The sequence below is a fragment of the Streptomyces sp. NBC_00076 genome, from assembly GCF_045041235.1.
Lineage (GTDB): Bacteria > Actinomycetota > Actinomycetes > Streptomycetales > Streptomycetaceae > Streptomyces.
Map to the genome: position 1 here is coordinate 7,592,875 of NZ_CP108242.1, position 18,068 is coordinate 7,610,942.

The window sequence follows — 18,068 nt, forward strand, 5'->3', positions numbered from 1 at the left end:
GGTGGGGCGGGGTGGCTGCGGCGGACTGTGGGGGTTCGGTGGGGGTGGCTGTAGCAACGCATGAGTCACACGAACCGCGATCCCGGGCCCGAGCGCACCACAGGGCCGCCAGTGCCGCTCCGGTGCCGGTACGGTCGCCGTTGCGCCCGCGCAGCAGCTCGCCGCAGGTGGGTTCGGTGGGGTGACTGTTCTGCGGGTTCGATGGGGTGCATGCCTGCGGCGCCTGTGCGGGTTCGGTGGGGGTGCGTGTAGCGCCTGCGGTTCGGGGGTGGTTGGGGCCGGGACGGGGGTGTCCGTCCTCGGAACGTCGCGGAATCGGTTTCTCAGTGAGGGGGCGGTGTTGACGCGACAACCGCTGCGGGCGGACACCCCCGTCCCGTCCCCTTCCCGCCGTGCGCGGCGCGGGCGCCGATGGGGTGGCTCTCGTCCCGTCGGACGCACGGTCCTCTCGTCCCGTCCCCTTCCCGGCGTGGGCGGGCGCGGGCGCGTGGAACCCCGCCCTGGGCGGCTATCGGCGTGGCGGAGAATGGCTGCATGGCGGGTTCGGGTGAGTTGGCGCGGCACTGGCGGTACGCCGAGTTGCCCGGGGTCGATCTGCTGCGGGCACGGTATGTCCGGAAGGCCTTCGTGCGGCACACCCATGAAGAGTTCGTCATCGCCGCCATCGCCCACGGGGTCGAGGTCTTTCGCCATCGTGGGGCCGATCAGTACGCGGGGGCCGGGGCGCTTGCGCTGGTCAATCCGGATACTGCACACACGGGGCGGGCCGGGGTGCCCGAGGGATGGCGGTACGGGGCCGTGTACCCGTCGCCGGAGGTGGTGGCCGAGATCGCTGCCGAGACGACGGTGATACGGGGGACGCCGGGGTTCGTCCGGCCGGTCCTGGATGATCCGTATGCCGTTGAGCTGGTGCATCAGGTGCTGCGGGCCGCCGAGGAGGGGAACGCGCTGGCCGCGGACACGCTGTTGCGGGTCGCCGTGACGCGGCTGCTGCGGTTGAACGGCGGGGCTCTTCCGCAGCGGGAGGTGCGGACGGCGGGCGCCAGGGTCGCGGCACGCGCGCGTGCCGTGCTGGAGGAGCGGATGGTGGAGCCGCCGACGCTGGAGAGGCTGGCCGGCGCTCTGGAGACCAGTCCGTTCGCGTTGTTGCGGGCGTTCCGGGAGACCTACGGGATGCCGCCCCATGCCTGGCTCACGGACGCGCGGGTGCGGCGGGCGCGGCGGTTGCTGGACGCCGGGGCCGCTCCGGCGGAGGCCGCCGTCGAGGTGGGGTTCACGGATCAGCCGCATCTGAACCGGCACTTCACGCGGATCGTGGGTGTGCCTCCGGGGGCGTACCGGCGTGAGCGCAAGAACGTACAAGACGCTCGGGGCGGGCTGCTCCTACCGTCCGGTGCGTGACAGAACAGACAGCTTTAGTGGACAAGCGTGACGGTGGGGACAAGCCAGACTCCGCCGTCGTCAGGGACGCGCTCGGGGTCGGGGTGGCCGTCGGGTTGTCAGGGTTCGCCTTCGGGGTGACCTCGGCAGGGAGCGGACTCACGCTCCTGCAGACCTGTGCGCTCAGCCTCCTGGTGTTCACGGGAGCGTCGCAGTTCGCGCTGGTGGGGGCGCTCGCGGCGGGCGGGAATCCGCTGACGGCCGCCGCGGGGGCGTTCTTTCTGGGGGTACGCAACGCCTTCTACGGACTGCGGTTGTCGCAGTTGCTTGCCCTCCCGCGCGCGGTGCGGCCGTTCGCCGCCCACTGGGTCATCGACGAGACGACGGCGGTGGCGCTTGCGCAGCCCACACGGCGAAGCGTGCGGATCGGGTTCACCGTGACGGGGCTCAGCCTGTACGTGCTGTGGAATCTCACCACCGTGCTCGGCGCCCTGGGGCCGAGGCCATCGGTGACACCGAGGCCTGGGGGCTCGACGCGGCGTCGCCCGCCGTGTTCCTGGCGCTGCTGGCGCCCATGCTGAAGACCGGCGTCGAGCGGGGCGTCGCCGGGCTCGCGGTCCTCCTGGGGCTCGGCCTGCTGCCGGTGCTGCCCGTCGGCGTGCCCGTTCTGGCGGCCGCGCTGGCGGCGCCGTTCGTGCTGTGGGCGCGGGGGCGGCGCAGGGGCGCGGCCGTCGGGGAAGGGGACCGATGAGCGTCTGGATCGCGATCGGTGTGACCGCCCTCGGGTGTTACGCCGTCAAGCTCGTCGGCCTGCTCGTGCCCGTCGGTGCCCTTGAGCGGCCTCTCGTGAAGCGTCTCGCCGCGCTGCTGCCCGTGGCTCTGCTGGCCGCCCTCACGGCTCAGCAGACCTTCGCCGACGGGCATGCGCTGGTGATCGACGCCCGGGCCGCGGGACTCGCCGCTGCCGCCGTGGCGCTGGTTCTTCGGGCCCCCTTCCTGCTGGTCGTCGCGGCCGCGGTGGTGGTGACCGCCGGAGTGCGGGCCATGGGCGGATGAGTTCCGGGTCGGCGTGTACGCCCTGCGGTGGCGCCTCCAGAGGGACCTGGCTCTGAGCGTGTCCGCCCCGCTTGACCGGGGCGCGGGGTCCTGCGGCGGCGCCGGGGCGGTGTCCGCGGGGTCAGCCCACGTGGCGTCCGTACGCGCGCAGGGTGCGCAGTGCCTCGATCGTCACCGCGGGGCGTGCCTCCAGGGCGGTGGACTGAGCCCACTGGCGCCAGCGGATGGGCCAGCCGCCGTCCTCCTGCTGTGCGCCGACCAGGAAGTCCAGGGAGCGTGCCATCTCGTCGTCCGTGAACCACGCGCGCGCGAGTGAGGTCGGCGTCTTCGCGTAGTCGTACGGGAAGTGGTGCTCGCCCGGGGCGTAACCCGGCGCGACCGGGAACGCGTCGAGGCGGTCCGGGTCGAGCGCCGCGAGTCGGTCCTCGCGTACCAGGCGGCCCAGACGGTCGGCGGCCGCCTCGGCGCGCGGGCGGTCGGGAACGGAGTCCAGGAAGATCACGGCGGCCTGGATCTCGTACGGGTGGGACCGCTGCATGGACTCCACCGCCTGCCAGCAGAAGTCCGTGGCCCGGAACAGCCAGGCGTGCCACACGTCGTTGTGGTGCAGGAGGCCCACCACCGGTCCGGTGGCGAGAAGTGCGCTCGGCGGGTCGTCCGGGACGGGGATGAACGGGGCCGTCGGATAGCCGCGCTGGCTGGGATGAATTGCCGGCAGGGCGCCCTCCCGTGTGGTCACCGAGGTCAGATACCGGCACACGCGCTCCACGCGCTGACCGCCGCAGCGTCCGATGGCGTCCAGGACCCGCAGGGCGTGGCCGGTGTGGAGCGGCTGGCTGACCGGGCCGCGCAGATCTGGTTCCAGCGCATGGCCGTACCCGCCGTCCGTGTTGCGGTAGGCGTCCAGCGCCGTCTCCACAGGGTCGGCGCTTCCGTTGAGGAAGTGGTACGCGAAGAGACGCTGTTCCAGCACGCGCGCGGTGAGCCAGACGAAGTGCTCGGCGCGTGCGAGCGGGGAGCGCGCCGGGGGCGTCGGGGGGAGTGGGGAAGCTCCTGTTTCGGCCATGCGTCAGACCGTAGGGCGGAAAGCGGTCTCGGCAAGGGGTCCCGGCTCAGGCCCACCCTCAGGGGCGGGATACTGGAGGCATGCGGTTGACGGTCTTCTGGCAGCGGATGGCGGATCACTTCGGTCCGGGCTACGCCGACACCTTCGCGCGCGATCACGTGATGACGGAACTCGGCGGGCGGACGGTGCACGAGGCGCTGGACTCCGGCTGGGACGCCAAAGACGTGTGGCGTGTGATCTGCACTGTCATGAACGTCCCGGGAGAAAGACGCTGACCGGTCGTGAACGTTCTGCGCGAACCGCACTGATCGGTCACGAAGATCGCACGACGGCAGTCGATTGTCAGTCACGTGGGCGAGACTTGCACTGTGGCACCAACTGACGAGACCGACAGCCCGCAGGCATCCCCGTCCGGCACGACGCCGCCCACCCGGCCCCCGGCCGCCGGCGGCGCCGGGCCGAACGCTCGCATGCCCCGCTGGCTGCCGCGCGCCATGGTGCTCGCCCTCACTCTCATCGCCGTGTTCCAGCTGGGCAGTTGGGCTTTCCATCAGCTCACCGGCCTGCTGATCAACATCCTCATCGCGTTCTTCCTGGCCCTGGCCATCGAACCCGCGGTCAGCTGGATGTCCGCGCGCGGCGTGCGCAGGGGCCTGGCCAGCTTCGTCGTGTTCTTCGCCGTGCTCATCGTGGCCGCCGGCTTCGTCACGCTGCTCGGCTCGATGCTCGCGGGCCAGATCATCAAGATCGTCGAGGATTTCCCGGCCTATCTCGACTCGGTCATCCACTGGATCAACACGCACTTCAACACCGAGTTGAGACGGGTGGACGTCCAGGAAGGACTGCTCAAGTCCGACTGGCTGCGCAACTACGTCCAGAACAGCGCCACCGGCGTCCTCGACGTGTCCGCCCAGGTGCTCGGCGGGCTCTTCCAACTGCTCACGATCGCGCTCTTCTCGTTCTACTTCGCCGCGGACGGGCCCCGGCTGCGCCGCACGATCTGCTCCCTCCTGCCGCCCGCCCGACAGGCCGAGGTGCTGCGCGCGTGGGAGATCGCCGTGAACAAGACCGGCGGCTACATATACTCGCGCGGCTTGATGGCCCTCATCTCCGGAGTGGCGCACTACGTCCTGCTGGAGGCGCTGAGCGTGCCGTACGCGCCCGTGCTCGCCGTCTGGGTGGGCCTGGTCTCGCAGTTCATCCCCACCATCGGCACCTACCTCGCGGGCGCCCTGCCCATGCTGATCGCCTTCACGGTCGATCCCTGGTACGCGCTGTGGGTGCTGATCTTCGTCGTGATCTACCAGCAGTTCGAGAACTACGTGTTGCAGCCCAAGCTGACCTCGAAGACCGTCGACATCCACCCCGCGGTCGCCTTCGGCTCGGTCATCGTCGGTACCGCCCTGCTCGGTGCCGTCGGCGCACTGATCGCCATCCCGGCGGTCGCCACGCTCCAGGCGTTCCTGGGGGCGTATGTGAAGCGGTACGACGTCACCGACGACCCCCGGGTGCACGGGCATCGGAGAGGCGGACCGGGAGAGGGGCTGTTCACGCGCGCGCGTGCGCTGTGGGGGAGGCGGCGAGGGACACAGGACTCGGCCGACGGCTCCTCCCAGGGGGGCACCTGAGGTTGGTCCGACTGGTACGTGAGGCCGTGCCAGTACGTGAGGTCGGTCAGTACGTGAGGGCGGCCCGGATCCCGGCGCCGACGACTGCGACGGCATAACAGCCGACAGCCGCGGTGACGATCCGCCGCCGGGCCGTCTCGCTCCAGGATGTGCGTGACAGCAGCCAGGCCAGTGCCGGCAGCACCAGGACGGCATGCAGGCTGACCCCGTGCAGCGGCTTGAGCGGGGCCGTCGAGTGGTACGCGGCCTCCTGATGGCCGGTGCGGGTGAGTACGACCCCACGCGCGATCATCGCGGCACCCGAAGCCAGGGCGACGAGCAGGATCGCGAACCCGGATCGCACAGCCAGGGCCATCCCCGTGGGCCCCGCGGGCCGGTGCCGGAACGACGCGAGCGCGAACACGGTGAGCAGCACCACGAGGACGCCGCCCCCCGCTGCCAACGTCATGGACACCGCCGTGTCGTACGGCGTCTCCATGTCGAGGTGTGAGGGAACTCGCCGCCACGCCTGGAGGGTGATGCCGCCGACCTCCACGGCACAGTCCGCGGCGAACGCGAGCAGGAGCGCGGTGCGCAGCCGCGGCTCCACGCGCACGTACGACGTGACCCAGGTGACGGCGATCAGCGTCAGCCCGAAGGACAGCCCGAACGTCACCGGCTTGCGCCAGGAGACCGGCCCGGTCCAGGGGCCGCCGTCGACGGCGAACACCACCAGATGGAGGAGACCGGAGAGCACCAGGAGGAGGGCGATGGCGTGGCACAGGCGTTCGGCCCGGCGTACGCCGGGCGCCCACGGTGCCGGCGCCGTCGAGCCTGTCCGCGACATCGGCGCGTGCGAGGTGTTCTCCATGCGCCTAGCGTCGCGAGATCGCTCCGCTCCGCCGTCGTCCCGTCGAAGACACCTGTCGTACACCGTGGGAAGCAGCGGGACGGGAGGCGCCCGTGGGGTCTCGGGAGTGCCGGGTGGCACGCTTGACACGAAAATCGAACATCCATTCTTATAGGGGTTCCGGCGAGCCTCTCGGATGGGCACTTCACCATGGTTTGGGCGGAGAAGTGCCTGAGTTATCCACAGGTCGGACGAGCGTCGGGGCGCATTGTCAGTGGCAGGCGCTAGCGTCTTTGACGTGAAGCGATCGACTCAAGCAAATCGGGTGGAACCCATGGCAGGTACCGACCGCGAGAAGGCCCTTGAAGCCGCACTCGCACAGATTGAACGGCAATTCGGCAAGGGCGCGGTCATGCGCATGGGCGATCGGTCGAAGGAGCCGATCGAGGTCATCCCGACCGGGTCGACCGCGCTCGACGTGGCCCTCGGCGTCGGCGGCCTGCCGCGCGGCCGCGTCATCGAGGTCTACGGACCGGAGTCCTCCGGTAAGACGACCCTGACCCTGCACGCGGTGGCGAACGCCCAGAAGGCCGGCGGCCAGGTCGCGTTCGTGGACGCGGAGCACGCCCTCGACCCCGAGTACGCGCAGAAGCTCGGCGTCGACATCGACAACCTGATCCTGTCCCAGCCGGACAACGGCGAACAGGCCCTGGAGATCGTGGACATGCTGGTCCGCTCCGGCGCCCTCGACCTCATCGTCATCGACTCCGTCGCCGCGCTCGTCCCGCGTGCGGAGATCGAGGGAGAGATGGGCGACAGCCACGTCGGCCTGCAGGCCCGCCTGATGAGCCAGGCCCTGCGGAAGATCACCAGCGCGCTCAACCAGTCCAAGACCACCGCGATCTTCATCAACCAGCTCCGCGAGAAGATCGGCGTGATGTTCGGCTCCCCGGAGACCACGACCGGCGGCCGGGCACTGAAGTTCTACGCCTCGGTGCGGCTCGACATCCGTCGCATCGAGACGCTGAAGGACGGCACCGACGCGGTCGGCAACCGCACCCGTGTCAAGGTCGTCAAGAACAAGGTCGCACCGCCCTTCAAGCAGGCCGAGTTCGACATCCTGTACGGCCACGGCATCAGCCGTGAGGGCGGCCTGATCGACATGGGCGTGGAGAACGGCTTCGTCCGCAAGGCCGGCGCCTGGTACACGTACGAGGGCGACCAGCTGGGCCAGGGCAAGGAGAACGCGCGCAACTTCCTCAAGGACAACCCCGACCTGGCCAACGAGATCGAGAAGAAGATCAAGGAGAAGCTGGGCGTCGGAGTGCGGCCGGAGGAGCCCACTGCCGAGCCGGGCGCGGACGCCGCGGTCTCCGCCCCCGCCGACGACGCCGCGAAGGCGGTGCCCGCCCCGGCGGCGGCCAAGGTGGCCAAGACCAAGGCCGCGGCGGCCAAGAGCTGATCCATGACACGGCGAACCGACTGGGCCGAGTACTCCTACCCCAACGCCCCGCAAGAGCGCGGTGGCAGAGGCGTCAGGGGCTCCACCGGTCCGAGCGGCGATGACTCTGCCCACGGCATGGACGGCGACCACCGCGCGGCGTCGTACGGCACCCATGGGTCGTACGGCGGAGAAGCGGGCGGTGAGCCGCGCGGTGGCCGGTGGCCGGACATGCTGGAGGACGGGCCGGACAGCTTGGAGCACGGGCCGGACGGCGACTCGGCGTTCGGCGCCGATTCCCCCGGCCGTGGCGCGCGCCGCAGGGGCGGGGCTCGCGGCGCGGACGGCTCACGCGGGCGTCGTCGGCGCGGCCGCGCGGAGCCGTTCGGTGAGGACGGGGGTTCCTCCTTCTCGTCGAGGGCCGAGAAGGAGGAACCCTCAGCGGACCCGGTCGAGCGGGCACGGGCGATCTGCCTGCGCCTGCTCACCGGGACCCCGCGCACCAGGAAGCAGCTCGCGGACGCCCTGCGCAAGCGGGAGATCCCGGACGATGCCGCCGAGGAGGTGCTGTCACGGTTCGAGGAGGTCGGCCTGATCAACGACAGCGCGTTCGCGGACGCCTGGGTGGAGTCCCGGCACCACGGCCGAGGACTCGCCAGGCGGGCGCTCGCCCGGGAACTGCGGACCAAGGGCGTCGACTCGACCCTGATCGACGCGGCCATGGCGCAGCTCGACTCCGAGCAGGAAGAGGAGACCGCCCGCGAGCTCGTGGCCCGCAAGCTGCGCTCCACCCGTGGCCTCGACCGGGACAAGCGTCTGCGCCGCCTCGCGGGCATGCTGGCCCGCAAGGGCTACCCCGAGGGCATGGCCCTACGAGTGGTCCGGCAGGCACTGGAGGAGGAGGGCGAGGAGACGGAGTTCCTCGGCGACGAAGGGTTCTGAAGGGTGTCAGCGGGGGGCACGGAAGGCGCCTGCGGCAGTGCCGGGCGTGGGCGCTGGCCTCGCCCGGGCACATGGGCGATCACGCGCTGCTGACAGATGACAAGGGCCCGGCCCCGTCGTGGAAGGTGGGCGCAACCCGCGCGGCAGCGCGACCCGGGCAGCGAAACGACGGCCACCGAGCCCGGCCACCCCGCCTCTCCGGCACCCGGACAACCCCCCTTACGACGTGACCGGAAGCCCCGCCGCCTTCCACGCCTGGAACCCGCCGACCAGATCGGTGGCCCGGCGCAGACCCAACTGGTGCAGGGACGCGGCCGCCAGGCTGGAGGCGTAGCCCTCGTTGCAGATGACCACGACGCGCAGGTCGTGGCTCGTGGCCTCGGGGGCGCGGTGGCTGCCTCGCGGGTCGAGGCGCCACTCCAGTTCGTTGCGTTCGACGACGAGGGTCCCGGGGATCAGCCCGTCCCGCTCACGCAGAGCCGCGTACCGGATGTCCACCAGCAGCGCGTCCCCGGCAAGGAGGGCGTCGTGCGCCTCCTGCGCCTCGATCCGCTCGTATCCCTCACGCACCCGCTCCAGCAACTCGTCGATGCCGACGGGCTGTTCGTCCGAGCCAGGTATTCGCCGGGCCTGAAACGCGTCGGCACCGAGCGGCCGTTCACCCGTGCCGCCCGTCCCCAGTCCTTCCGTCCCGCTCACCGCGGCTTCGGCCCCGCTCACTGCCAGTCCTCCGGACGCTCCACCTGCTCCAGCCGCAGGACCGGACCGCTGCGGCTGTAGCGGCGGATCTGCGGCAGGGGCGGGTAGTAGGCGTGGACGGAGATCGCGTGCCGTTCGGCGGATTCGTTGAGCACCTCGTGGACGTGATGGTGGCCGAAACCGCGGCCCTTGCCGGTCGGCAGCCGGCGTTCGCGGTCCACGTCCTCGGCGAGTTCCAGGGTCTTCCAGCCGTCGGTGGGCAGCCGGGCGGCGAGGGAGTTCTCCTTGAGTTCACCGGCGGCGGTCACGAAGGCGCCGACCGAGTCGGCGTGGTCGTGCCAGCCCGTGCCGCTGCCGGGCGGCCAGCCGATCAGCCAGGCCTCGCTGCCGCCGGGCCCCTCCAGCCGCACCCAGGTGCGGCCCTCCGGGTCGAGGGGCAGGGAGTCGATCAACTCGGCGTCGGCGGCCGTACGTCGTACGAAGTCGAAGAGGTCCGCCTGCGTCGGGGCGGAGAGAGCGGCAACAGTGGGGGATGCAGACACGGGCACCGTCCTGAGGAGCGTTCGCGTGGGAGCGCGCTCCAGCATCGAGCGGCGCGCGCGGGAAGAGAGGGATGCGAAATCAGCAGGACGGGCGACACACGCAGCCCGCATAGCGGATGAGGTCCATATGGACCCTCCGCCACAGGCGCACACAGGTGTCGGTCACGATCCGGAGTACACCACGCACATGCGGACGGGTCAACTCACTGTCACTATGTGGACGCACAGTGATGACGGACACGTACACGCTGGAACGAGGTGCCCCCACGAAGCAGGGGCGAAGCGTTCCCTCGCGGATTCGACGCGAATCCCTCGCTACCCTCACGCGGATCCCTCGCACACCTCAGCGCGACCCGGCCCTGGCCCCCACCCCGGCCTCAGCCCCGGCTCCTGCCTGCGCCTTGGCGGGGCCGCCGATCGCCGCCTCGGCCGCCGCGTACAGGTCGGCCGGCCGGACCCCGGTGAGAGCGGCGACCAGGTGACCGTCCGGTCGTACGAGAAGGACGGTGTGAGGTGCGGCGCCGGGGTACTCCTCGGTGACCAGCAGTTCCGCGGGATGCGGCAGCGCGGCGACCGCGGCCGCCAGCCGGGGCATGATCCCGGCGCTCACCCAGTGCTTGCGTTCCCACACGCCGGTGCCCGGCGCGACCAGGACGACGAGCAGCGCGCCACGGCCGAGGCGGTCCCGCAGCCGTACGAAGGAACCGTCCTCCGCCGTGACCCGTACATCGGTGACGGGAGCACCGGGTGCCGTGGCGACGGGGGCCTCTCCTTCGAGGTGCCGGGGAGCGAGCGGTGAGTCGGCGTACGCCCCCGGCGCACCCAACGCTCCGCGCCCCAAGTGACCGTCCGTGAGGAGTGCGTCGTGGCCGCGGGCCGAACCGGGGACGTAGGCGCGCAGCCCCCCGCCGCCACGCAACAGCGGCAGCGCCTGATCGGCGGCGCGCAGCCGGGCGGCGACGACCGCGCGCCGTTCCGCCTGGTAGCTGTCGAGCAGCGCCTCGTGCGGCCCGTGGTGCCAGGCCAGCGCCAGCTTCCAGGCGAGGTTGTCGGCGTCCCGGAGCCCCTCGTCGAGCCCGTGCGTGCCGAGCGCGCCGAGCAGGTGCGCCGCGTCCCCGGCTAGGAAGACGCGGCCCGCGCGCCACCGCCGGGCCAGCCGGTGGTGGACCGTGTGGACGCCGGTGTCGAGGAGCTCGTAGGGCGGTGTCGGACCGTCGGTCCAGCCGGCCAGGGTCTCCCGGACGCGTGCCACCAGCAGCTCGGGCGTGACGAGGTCCTTGCCCGGCGGCAGCAGCCAGTCGAGGCGCCACACCCCATCGGGCAGGGGGCGACCGGTGATCTCGCCGGCGGAGGGGCCGGAGGTGCGCCACGGGGGCATCCGGTGGAGCAACGCCTCGTCGGGACGGGGGAGTTCCGCGCGCAGGGCGGCGACTGCGTGCCGTTCCACCGCCGTACGGCCCGGGAAGCGGATGTCCTGAAGCTTGCGGACGGTCGAACGGGGACCGTCGCAGCCGATCAGGTAGCTGCCGCGCCACCAGGTGCCCTTGGGGCCGCGGGTGTGCGCGGTGACGCCCGAGGGCTCCTGTTCCACGCCGTCGAGACGGCTGTCCACGGCGATCTTGACGAGTCGTTCGCCGAGGAGGGCGGCGCGCAGGGCGCCGGTCAGCACGTGCTGGGCGATGTGCAGGGGTGCGGGGCCGGCGTCGAGGGAGGGGTCGTCGTCGGTGACCGTCGCGCCGAAAGTGACCTCGCGCATCACCTGCTTGCGCCGCAACGACCGCCATCCGGCCCAATGGACGCCGGCCTCGGCGAGCTGCCTGCCGGTCAGCCGCTCCATGAGGGCGGTGGTGTCCTCGCGCAGCACGACGGTGCGGGCGAGGCGCGGTTCGTCCTTGCCCGGTCCCTCGTCGAGCACGACGGTCGGCACGTTCTGACGCGCCAGCGCAAGGGCGAGCGTGAGCCCGACGGGCCCCGCTCCGACGATGATCACCGGGTCCACGGCGCGGCGCCCCCTGCTCGCAGCGGTGTCCCTGGGGACGTGAGTGAACAGGAGGTTGGAGCAGGGTGCACGATCACAGAACGTATGCAACCCATTGCCGAAGCTTGCGTCAAGTGACGAAGGCGGTTGCCCGGGTGAGCCGCCCTACGCCAACTTCCATGCGAAAGGGATCGTTCATTGCCCATCCGGTGTGGCCCGCCAACCATACCGAGCTGAGAAGTGAGGCGTTTTCCAGCGGTGTGCGCGAGAGGGGAAGAGTGCTGATCAGGCCTGCTTGGGGTGTGATTCCACCGCCACTCCGACCGCTTTGCGGTTCTCGGTAGCAGGGGGCTTCCGGTTTTTTCCAGTTCCCGGAGAAGGGCTGCTGGGCTCGCTACGCTGTTGCTGCCTTGGTGGGTTCTTCCGCTTCCGGAAAATTGAAACAGCTGCTTGGTGCCGGCGGATTTCTGCGCCAGTTCCGCCGTCAGCAATACGTGGCGGAGGAAAGGGCCCTCTGCCATTTGGGAAGGTGCTCGCGGGTGGGAGGGGCCGGTACGTGCGTCCGTGCGGGCGCGGCCCAGAAGGCGTGCCGCAGCAGACGAAACAGAATGTCGGAGGCAGTGGCGATCTCGCCACTGCCTCCGACAGTACAGGTCATGCGACATGACGGGTCATCAAATGACCGTCAGATGGATCCTCCCGCGCCGGTTCCGAAGCTTCCCTGCACTGCAGCCGGGTTCACTTCCACGTTGTCCTCGCCGAGGACCACGCCGGTGCCCTTCTTGCTGCGCCGCAGACGGCGTTCCAGCCAGCTCGCGAAGCTGGTGAGGAGGAAATTGAGCACGATGTAGATCACGGCCACGACGATGAAGCTGGGGATGACGTTGGCGTAGACGGCCGCCAAGGTCTGGCGTGCGTTGAGCAGCTCGGTGAAGCCCAGCATCACGCCGCCCAGCGCGGTGTCCTTCACGATGACGACGAGCTGGCTCACGATGGCGGGCAGCATCGCGGTGACTGCCTGCGGCAGCAGGACGCTGGTCATCGTCTGGCCCTTGCGCAGACCGACCGCCATGGCGGCCTCCGACTGCCCCTTGGGAAGGGAGAGGATGCCGGCTCGGACGATCTCGGCCAGGACCGACGCGTTGTAGAGCACCAGGCCGGTGACGACCGCGTAGAGGGGCCGGTCCTCGCTGCTGATGCCGGAGGAGCGGACGTAGAGTTCGTTGGCGAACAGCATCAGCAGCAGGACGGGGATCGACCGGAAGAACTCGACCACCGTGCCGGCCGTGGCCCGCACCCACCGGTGGTCCGAGAGGCGCGCGATGCCGAAGAAGGCGCCCAGCGGGAGGGCGATCACCATGGCAAGCGCCGCGGCCTTCAATGTGTCGGCGAGGCCCGGCAGCAGATACGTCGTCCAGGCCTGTGACTGGGTGAACGGCTTCCACAGGGCCCACGCCAGCTGGTTCTTCTCGTCCATCGTCTGCCAGACCCACCACAGGAGCAGGGCCAGCAGGACGAAGAAGACCACCGAGAAGAGCACGTTGCGCCGTTTGGCGCGGGGGCCCGGAGTGTCGTAGAGAATGGAGCTCATCGCTTCACCGCCAGTCGCTTGCTCAGCCAGCCGAGGATGAGGCCGGTGGGAAGGGTCAGCACCACGAATCCGAGGGCGAACACCGCGCCGATGGCCAGCGTCTGTGCCTCGTTCTCGATCATCTCCTTCATCAGGAGGGCAGCCTCCGCGACACCGATCGCGGCCGCCACGGTGGTGTTCTTGGTCAGCGCGATCAGTACGTTGGCCAGCGGTCCGATGACCGAGCGGAAGGCCTGCGGCAGGACGATCAAGCCCAGGACCTGGCTGAAGCTCAGGCCGATCGCGCGTGCTGCCTCGGCCTGTCCGACGGGCACCGTGTTGATACCGGAGCGGATCGCCTCGCAGACGAACGCGGCGGTGTAGGCGACCAGACCGAGAACGGCCAGCCGGAAGCCCTGGGCCGTGAAGTCGTCGGACGCGCCCATCGTCATGCCGAAGACTTGGGCGAGACCGAGCGAGGTGAAGACGATGATGACCGTGAGGGGGATGTTCCGGACGATGTTCACGTAGGCGGTGCCGAACCCGCGCATGAGCGGGACCGGGCTGACCCGCATCGCGGCGAGCAGGGTGCCCCAGACCAGGGAGCCGACGGCGGAGAGGGCGGTGAGTTTCACCGTCATCCAGAACGCCCCGAGGACGTCGTAACCTTCAAGAAAGTCGAACACGATCTCCCGCGCTTCCGGGTGTGTGGCGTACGTGGAGGGCGGCGCGGCGCGCCGCCGCCGTGATCGCGGTGGGCGGCGGCGCGCCGGGTGGGCCCTGCGTTACTTGACGATGTTGCCGATCTTGGGCGCGGGCTCGTTCTTGTAGTCGGCCGGACCGAAGTTGTCCTGGACCGCCTTGTCCCAGGCCTTGTCGCTGACCATCTTCTCCAGCGCGGTGTTGATCTTGTCCACCGTCGCGGAGTCGCCCTTCTTGACACCGATGCCGTAGTTCTCGTTGCTCAGCTTGAGGCCGGCGAGCTTGAACTGGCCCTTGTACTGCTCCTGCGCGGCGAATCCCGCGAGGATCGAGTCGTCGGTGGTCACCGCGTCCACGGCGCCGCTCTGCAGGCCCGCGATGCACTCCGAGTAGCCGCCGTACTGCTGCAACTGGGCCTTCGGGGCGAAGTCGTTCTTGACGTTCTGCGCCGAGGTCGAGCCGGTCACGGAACACAGCTTCTTGTCGTTGAGGTCCGTGGCCTTGGTGATGTCCGAGTCCTTCTTGACCAGCAGGTCCTGGTGGGCCAGCAGGTACGGACCGGCGAAGTCGACCTTCTTCTTGCGCTCGTCGTTGATCGAGTACGTGGCCGCGATGAACTTCACGTCGCCGCGGGCGAGGGCGTTCTCGCGGTCGGCGCTCTTCGTCTCGACAAACTCGATCTGGTCGGGCTTGTAGCCGAGCTCCTTGGCCACGTAGGTCGCCACGTCCACGTCGAAGCCGGAGAAGGAACCGTCGGGCTCCTTCAGGCCGAGACCCGGCTGGTCGTACTTGATGCCGATCTTGATCTGTCCGCCGCCGGTGGAGCCCGAGCTGGATTCCTTGCTGTCGTCGCCGCCGCAGGCAGTGGCGGTCAGTGCGAGCGCGAGGACGGTGGCCGAGGCGGCGGTGACCTTGCGGAGCTTCATGGTGAACATCCTTTGCGTGGTGAAGAGCGAGCCGTCAAGGCGGGTGACGCAAGTCGTCAGGCCCCTGGGAGGGCCGTCAGTGGTGCAGGATCTTGGACAGGAAGTCCTTGGCGCGGTCGCTGCGCGGGTTGTTGAAGAACTGGTCCGGCACAGCCTCTTCGACGATGCGGCCGTCGGCCATGAACACCACCCGGTTGGCAGCCGAACGAGCGAAGCCCATCTCATGGGTGACGACGATCATGGTCATGCCGTCACGCGCGAGCTGCTGCATGACCTCCAGGACCTCGTTGATCATCTCCGGGTCGAGCGCCGACGTGGGCTCGTCGAAGAGCATGACCTTGGGGTCCATGGCCAGGGCCCGCGCGATGGCGACGCGCTGCTGCTGGCCGCCGGAGAGCTGCGCGGGGTACTTGTCGGCCTGCGTGGCCACGCCCACCCGGTCGAGCAGGGCGCGCGCCTTCTCCTCGGCTTTCTTCTTGTCCGTCCTGCGGACCTTGATCTGGCCCAGCATGACGTTCTCGAGCACCGTCTTGTGCGCGAACAGGTTGAAGGACTGGAACACCATTCCGACGTCGGCGCGCAGCCGGGCCAGCTGCTTGCCCTCCTGGGGCAGAGGCTTGCCGTCGATGGCGATCGCGCCGGAGTCGATCGTCTCCAGGCGGTTGATGGCGCGGCACAGGGTGGACTTCCCGGACCCGGAGGGCCCGATGACCACGACGACCTCGCCGCGGGCGATCGTGAGGTCGATGTCCTGGAGCACGTGCAACGCGCCGAAGTGCTTGTTGACGCTCTTCAGGACGACCAGTTCTCCGGTCGCGGCCACATCTTCCTTGGCCACCGATACTTCGGTCATCGCTCTAAGGCTCCGTCCTCCTCGGTTTCGGAGGACCTTAGTGACCCCACGCGACCAGCGTCATTACATCTGAGGGGAATCTGAGCATCACGATCCGATAGCAATCGGACACGTGTTGTAGCACTTGTGAGCTGGACGCGTATCGGCCGGGTAACGGAAGGCGCGCGCAACCGGAACCCTCTTGACGCCGTCCTCTTCCATCAGCGTGACTGCACAGGGCGTGCACGCGCGCGTGCACGCGTTTTATACACATTCAGATAGTACGTCCGATGAACCGAAGGGAGTCCGGATGAGACTTCTCCTCGTCGAGGACGACAACCACGTTGCCGCCGCACTGTCCGCGGTCCTGGCGCGACACGGGTTCGACGTCACACACGCGCGCAGTGGCGAGGAGGCCCTCCAGGCGCTCGTCCCTGAGGGCGCGGGCTTCGGCGTCGTCCTGCTCGACCTGGGCCTGCCCGACCAGGACGGCTACGAGGTGTGCGGCAAAATCCGCAAGCGCACCGCCATTCCGGTGATCATGGTCACCGCCCGCGCGGACGTCCGCTCCCGCATCCACGGCCTCAACCTCGGCGCCGACGACTACGTGGTCAAGCCGTACGACACCGGCGAACTGCTCGCCCGTATCCACGCCGTCAGCCGGCGCACCGTCCAGGAGGACACCCCGGGCGGTGGCGAGAGCGCGCTGCGCCTCGGTCCCGTGCACATCGAGCTGCCCACCCGCCAGGTCAGCGTGGACGGTTCGGTCATCCAGCTGACCCGCAAGGAGTTCGACCTCCTCGCGCTCCTCGCCCAGCGCCCCGGTGTGGTCTTCCGCCGGGAGCAGATCATCAGCGAGGTGTGGCGCACCAGCTGGGAGGGGACCGGGCGCACCCTGGAGGTGCATGTCGCGTCCCTGCGTGCCAAGCTGCGCATGCCCGCCCTGATCGAGACCGTGCGAGGCGTGGGCTACCGGCTCGTCGCCCCCGGTTCGTAGCGGGGCCGGGTGCGCACACGTCTTCTCCCGCTGCTCATCATCCTGATGGCGGCCGTGCTGCTGGCGCTCGGCGTCCCCCTCGCCGTGAGCGTCGCGGGGGCGCAGCAGCAGGAGGTGGTCGTCGACCGGATCGACGACACGGCGCGCTTCGCGGCGCTCGCCCAGTTCGTCACCAACACCCCCGGTGAGTCGAACGAGCGCCGGGTGACCCTGGACAGCGAGCTCACCAGCTACTTCGAGGTCTACGGAATCCAGGCGGGTGTCTTCTATGCCAACCAGAGCGCCATGGCCAAGGCGCCGAAGAGCTTTGCTCTCCCCGCGGCGGGCGTGGTGCGCGACGCGTACGACGAGGCGCTGCTGAGCCGGCGCAGCCATGACCCCCACCAGGTGTGGCCCTGGCAGCGCGGCCGCCTGGTCGTCGCCTCGCCGGTCATCCGGGACGGCGATGTCGTCGCGGTGGTGGTCACCGACTCGCCCACCGGGCAGATGCGGTCGAGGATCCTGCAGGGCTGGCTGGTCATCGGCGCGGGGGAGATCGCCGCGATGCTGCTGGCCGTCGGCGCCGCCCTGCGGCTGACGGGCTGGGTGCTCAGGCCCGTGCGCATCCTGGACACCACCACTCACATGATCGCGAGTGGCGCCCTGAAGTCCCGGGTCGCCGCCGCCGGCGGCCCGCCGGAGCTGCGCAGGCTCGCCCGGTCGTTCAACGAGATGGCGGACAACGTCGAGGACGTCCTGGAGCAGCAGCGCGCCTTCGTCGCCGACGCCTCGCACCAGTTGCGCAACCCGCTCGCGGCGCTGCTGCTGCGCATCGAACTGCTCGCCTTCGAACTGCCGGAGGGCAACCAGGAGATCGCCTCCGTCCAGGCTGAGGGCAAGCGCCTGGCCCAGGTCCTCGACGACCTGCTCGACCTGGCCCTCGCCGAGCACACCGAGGCGGACCTGAGGATCACCGACATCGGAGCGCTGACCACCGAGCGGGTCGCCGCCTGGTCGCCGACCGCCGAGGCCAAGGGCGTACGGCTGGTGGGCGACTGCCCGCCCACCACCGCGTGGGCCGACCCGGTCACGCTCTCCAGCGCGCTGGACGCCGTGATCGACAACGCGGTGAAGTTCACGCCGGAGGACGCGACCGTGGAGGTCACGGTCGCCTCCGACGGCGACACCTCCACCGTCGTGGTCAGCGACCGCGGCCCCGGTCTGACCGACGAGGAACTAGCCCGCATCGGCGACCGCTTCTGGCGCAGCGGCCGCCACCAGAACGTGAGGGGCTCCGGCCTCGGCCTGTCCATCTCCCGGACGCTGCTCGCGGCGGGCGGCGGCTCGATCTCCTACGACCACCACGAGCCGCACGGGCTGACGGTCACGGTGCGGGTGCCGCGGTCGGGCCCGGTGGTGTGAGGTGGGGTACGGCGTGCTCGGCGGCCTGTCTGCGGCGTTCGCGTGAGGCTGGGCGGCGGCTCGTGTGGGACTCCGCCCA

Annotated in this window: 17 protein-coding genes and 2 pseudogenes; 9 read left to right on the top strand and 10 right to left on the bottom strand. The window is 70.1% G+C overall.

Annotation, left to right across the window (positions count from 1 at the left end):
- Positions 1 to 534 precede the first annotated feature (534 nt).
- The 3 genes and pseudogenes from OHA64_RS34585 (at position 535) to OHA64_RS34595 (ending at position 2,436) form a co-directional block, all read left to right on the top strand.
- Positions 535 to 1,521 (top strand): annotated as a pseudogene (locus OHA64_RS34585) (AraC family transcriptional regulator).
- Positions 1,485 to 2,131: pseudogene (locus OHA64_RS34590) on the top strand (AzlC family ABC transporter permease). Before OHA64_RS34585 ends, OHA64_RS34590 begins: the two co-directional pseudogenes overlap by 37 nt.
- Positions 2,128 to 2,436, top strand: a complete 309-nt coding sequence (locus tag OHA64_RS34595; RefSeq protein ID WP_405619906.1) for an AzlD domain-containing protein — start codon at positions 2,128 to 2,130, stop codon at positions 2,434 to 2,436. The pseudogene OHA64_RS34590 and the gene OHA64_RS34595 overlap by 4 nt, the downstream one beginning before the upstream one ends.
- A 121-nt stretch (positions 2,437 to 2,557) precedes the next feature.
- Here the strand turns inward: OHA64_RS34595 and OHA64_RS34600 are convergent, their stop codons facing one another.
- Positions 2,558 to 3,502 carry a hypothetical protein gene (locus OHA64_RS34600; protein ID WP_405619908.1) on the bottom strand — a complete coding sequence of 315 codons (945 nt, stop codon included), beginning with the start codon at positions 3,500 to 3,502 and terminating at the stop codon, positions 2,558 to 2,560.
- Between the two features lie 80 nt (positions 3,503 to 3,582).
- Here OHA64_RS34600 and OHA64_RS34605 point away from each other — a divergent pair, with 80 nt between their 5' ends.
- Entirely contained in the window at positions 3,583 to 3,777 is a 195-nt protein-coding gene (locus tag OHA64_RS34605; RefSeq protein WP_405619910.1) for a DUF3046 domain-containing protein, read from the top strand.
- A gap of 93 nt (positions 3,778 to 3,870) precedes the next feature.
- Positions 3,871 to 5,130 (top strand): AI-2E family transporter, encoded by a 1,260-nt coding sequence (locus OHA64_RS34610; protein ID WP_405619912.1) that lies wholly within the window; start codon positions 3,871 to 3,873, stop codon positions 5,128 to 5,130.
- 46 nt (positions 5,131 to 5,176) lie between these two features.
- Here OHA64_RS34610 and OHA64_RS34615 read toward each other — a convergent pair whose 3' ends face one another.
- The gene (locus tag OHA64_RS34615) at positions 5,177 to 5,956 is read right to left on the bottom strand and encodes a hypothetical protein (RefSeq protein ID WP_405624234.1); all 780 of its coding nucleotides are present in this window, start codon (positions 5,954 to 5,956) and stop codon (positions 5,177 to 5,179) included.
- A 337-nt stretch (positions 5,957 to 6,293) separates the two neighbouring features.
- Between OHA64_RS34615 and recA the strand changes: the two genes are divergently transcribed.
- Positions 6,294 to 7,421 carry a recombinase RecA gene (recA, locus tag OHA64_RS34620; RefSeq protein WP_405619914.1) on the top strand — a complete coding sequence of 376 codons (1,128 nt, stop codon included), beginning with the start codon at positions 6,294 to 6,296 and terminating at the stop codon, positions 7,419 to 7,421.
- Positions 7,422 to 7,424: 3 nt separating this feature from the next.
- Positions 7,425 to 8,342, top strand: a complete 918-nt coding sequence (gene recX / locus OHA64_RS34625; RefSeq protein WP_405619916.1) for a recombination regulator RecX — start codon at positions 7,425 to 7,427, stop codon at positions 8,340 to 8,342.
- Positions 8,343 to 8,561: 219 nt separating this feature from the next.
- On the opposite strand, the gene OHA64_RS34630 is transcribed toward recX, so the two are convergent.
- From OHA64_RS34630 to OHA64_RS34665, 8 genes are all read right to left on the bottom strand, one after another.
- The gene (locus OHA64_RS34630; protein ID WP_405624235.1) at positions 8,562 to 8,963 is read right to left on the bottom strand and encodes a rhodanese-like domain-containing protein; all 402 of its coding nucleotides are present in this window, start codon (positions 8,961 to 8,963) and stop codon (positions 8,562 to 8,564) included.
- A gap of 95 nt (positions 8,964 to 9,058) precedes the next feature.
- Entirely contained in the window at positions 9,059 to 9,583 is a 525-nt protein-coding gene (locus tag OHA64_RS34635; RefSeq protein ID WP_405619918.1) for a cysteine dioxygenase, read from the bottom strand.
- A gap of 79 nt (positions 9,584 to 9,662) precedes the next feature.
- On the bottom strand, positions 9,663 to 9,923 hold the full coding sequence (locus OHA64_RS34640) for a putative leader peptide (protein ID WP_405619920.1): 261 nt from the start codon (positions 9,921 to 9,923) through the stop codon (positions 9,663 to 9,665).
- A gap of 3 nt (positions 9,924 to 9,926) precedes the next feature.
- A complete protein-coding gene (locus OHA64_RS34645) occupies positions 9,927 to 11,582 on the bottom strand; it encodes an FAD-dependent monooxygenase (protein ID WP_405619922.1) in 1,656 nt (551 codons plus the stop codon).
- Positions 11,583 to 12,246: 664 nt separating this feature from the next.
- On the bottom strand, positions 12,247 to 13,152 hold the full coding sequence (locus OHA64_RS34650; RefSeq protein WP_405619924.1) for an amino acid ABC transporter permease: 906 nt from the start codon (positions 13,150 to 13,152) through the stop codon (positions 12,247 to 12,249).
- Positions 13,149 to 13,817 carry an amino acid ABC transporter permease gene (locus tag OHA64_RS34655; RefSeq protein ID WP_405619926.1) on the bottom strand — a complete coding sequence of 223 codons (669 nt, stop codon included), beginning with the start codon at positions 13,815 to 13,817 and terminating at the stop codon, positions 13,149 to 13,151. The genes OHA64_RS34650 and OHA64_RS34655 overlap by 4 nt, the downstream gene beginning before the upstream one ends.
- A gap of 99 nt (positions 13,818 to 13,916) precedes the next feature.
- Positions 13,917 to 14,759 carry a glutamate ABC transporter substrate-binding protein gene (locus OHA64_RS34660; protein WP_405619928.1) on the bottom strand — a complete coding sequence of 281 codons (843 nt, stop codon included), beginning with the start codon at positions 14,757 to 14,759 and terminating at the stop codon, positions 13,917 to 13,919.
- A gap of 76 nt (positions 14,760 to 14,835) precedes the next feature.
- A complete protein-coding gene (locus tag OHA64_RS34665; RefSeq protein WP_405619930.1) occupies positions 14,836 to 15,612 on the bottom strand; it encodes an amino acid ABC transporter ATP-binding protein in 777 nt (258 codons plus the stop codon).
- 289 nt (positions 15,613 to 15,901) lie between these two features.
- Here OHA64_RS34665 and OHA64_RS34670 point away from each other — a divergent pair, with 289 nt between their 5' ends.
- Both OHA64_RS34670 and OHA64_RS34675 read left to right on the top strand, forming a co-directional pair.
- Positions 15,902 to 16,588 carry a response regulator transcription factor gene (locus OHA64_RS34670; protein ID WP_405619932.1) on the top strand — a complete coding sequence of 229 codons (687 nt, stop codon included), beginning with the start codon at positions 15,902 to 15,904 and terminating at the stop codon, positions 16,586 to 16,588.
- Positions 16,589 to 16,597: 9 nt separating this feature from the next.
- Positions 16,598 to 17,989, top strand: a complete 1,392-nt coding sequence (locus OHA64_RS34675; protein WP_405619934.1) for an ATP-binding protein — start codon at positions 16,598 to 16,600, stop codon at positions 17,987 to 17,989.
- The last annotated feature ends 79 nt before the right edge of the window (positions 17,990 to 18,068 follow it).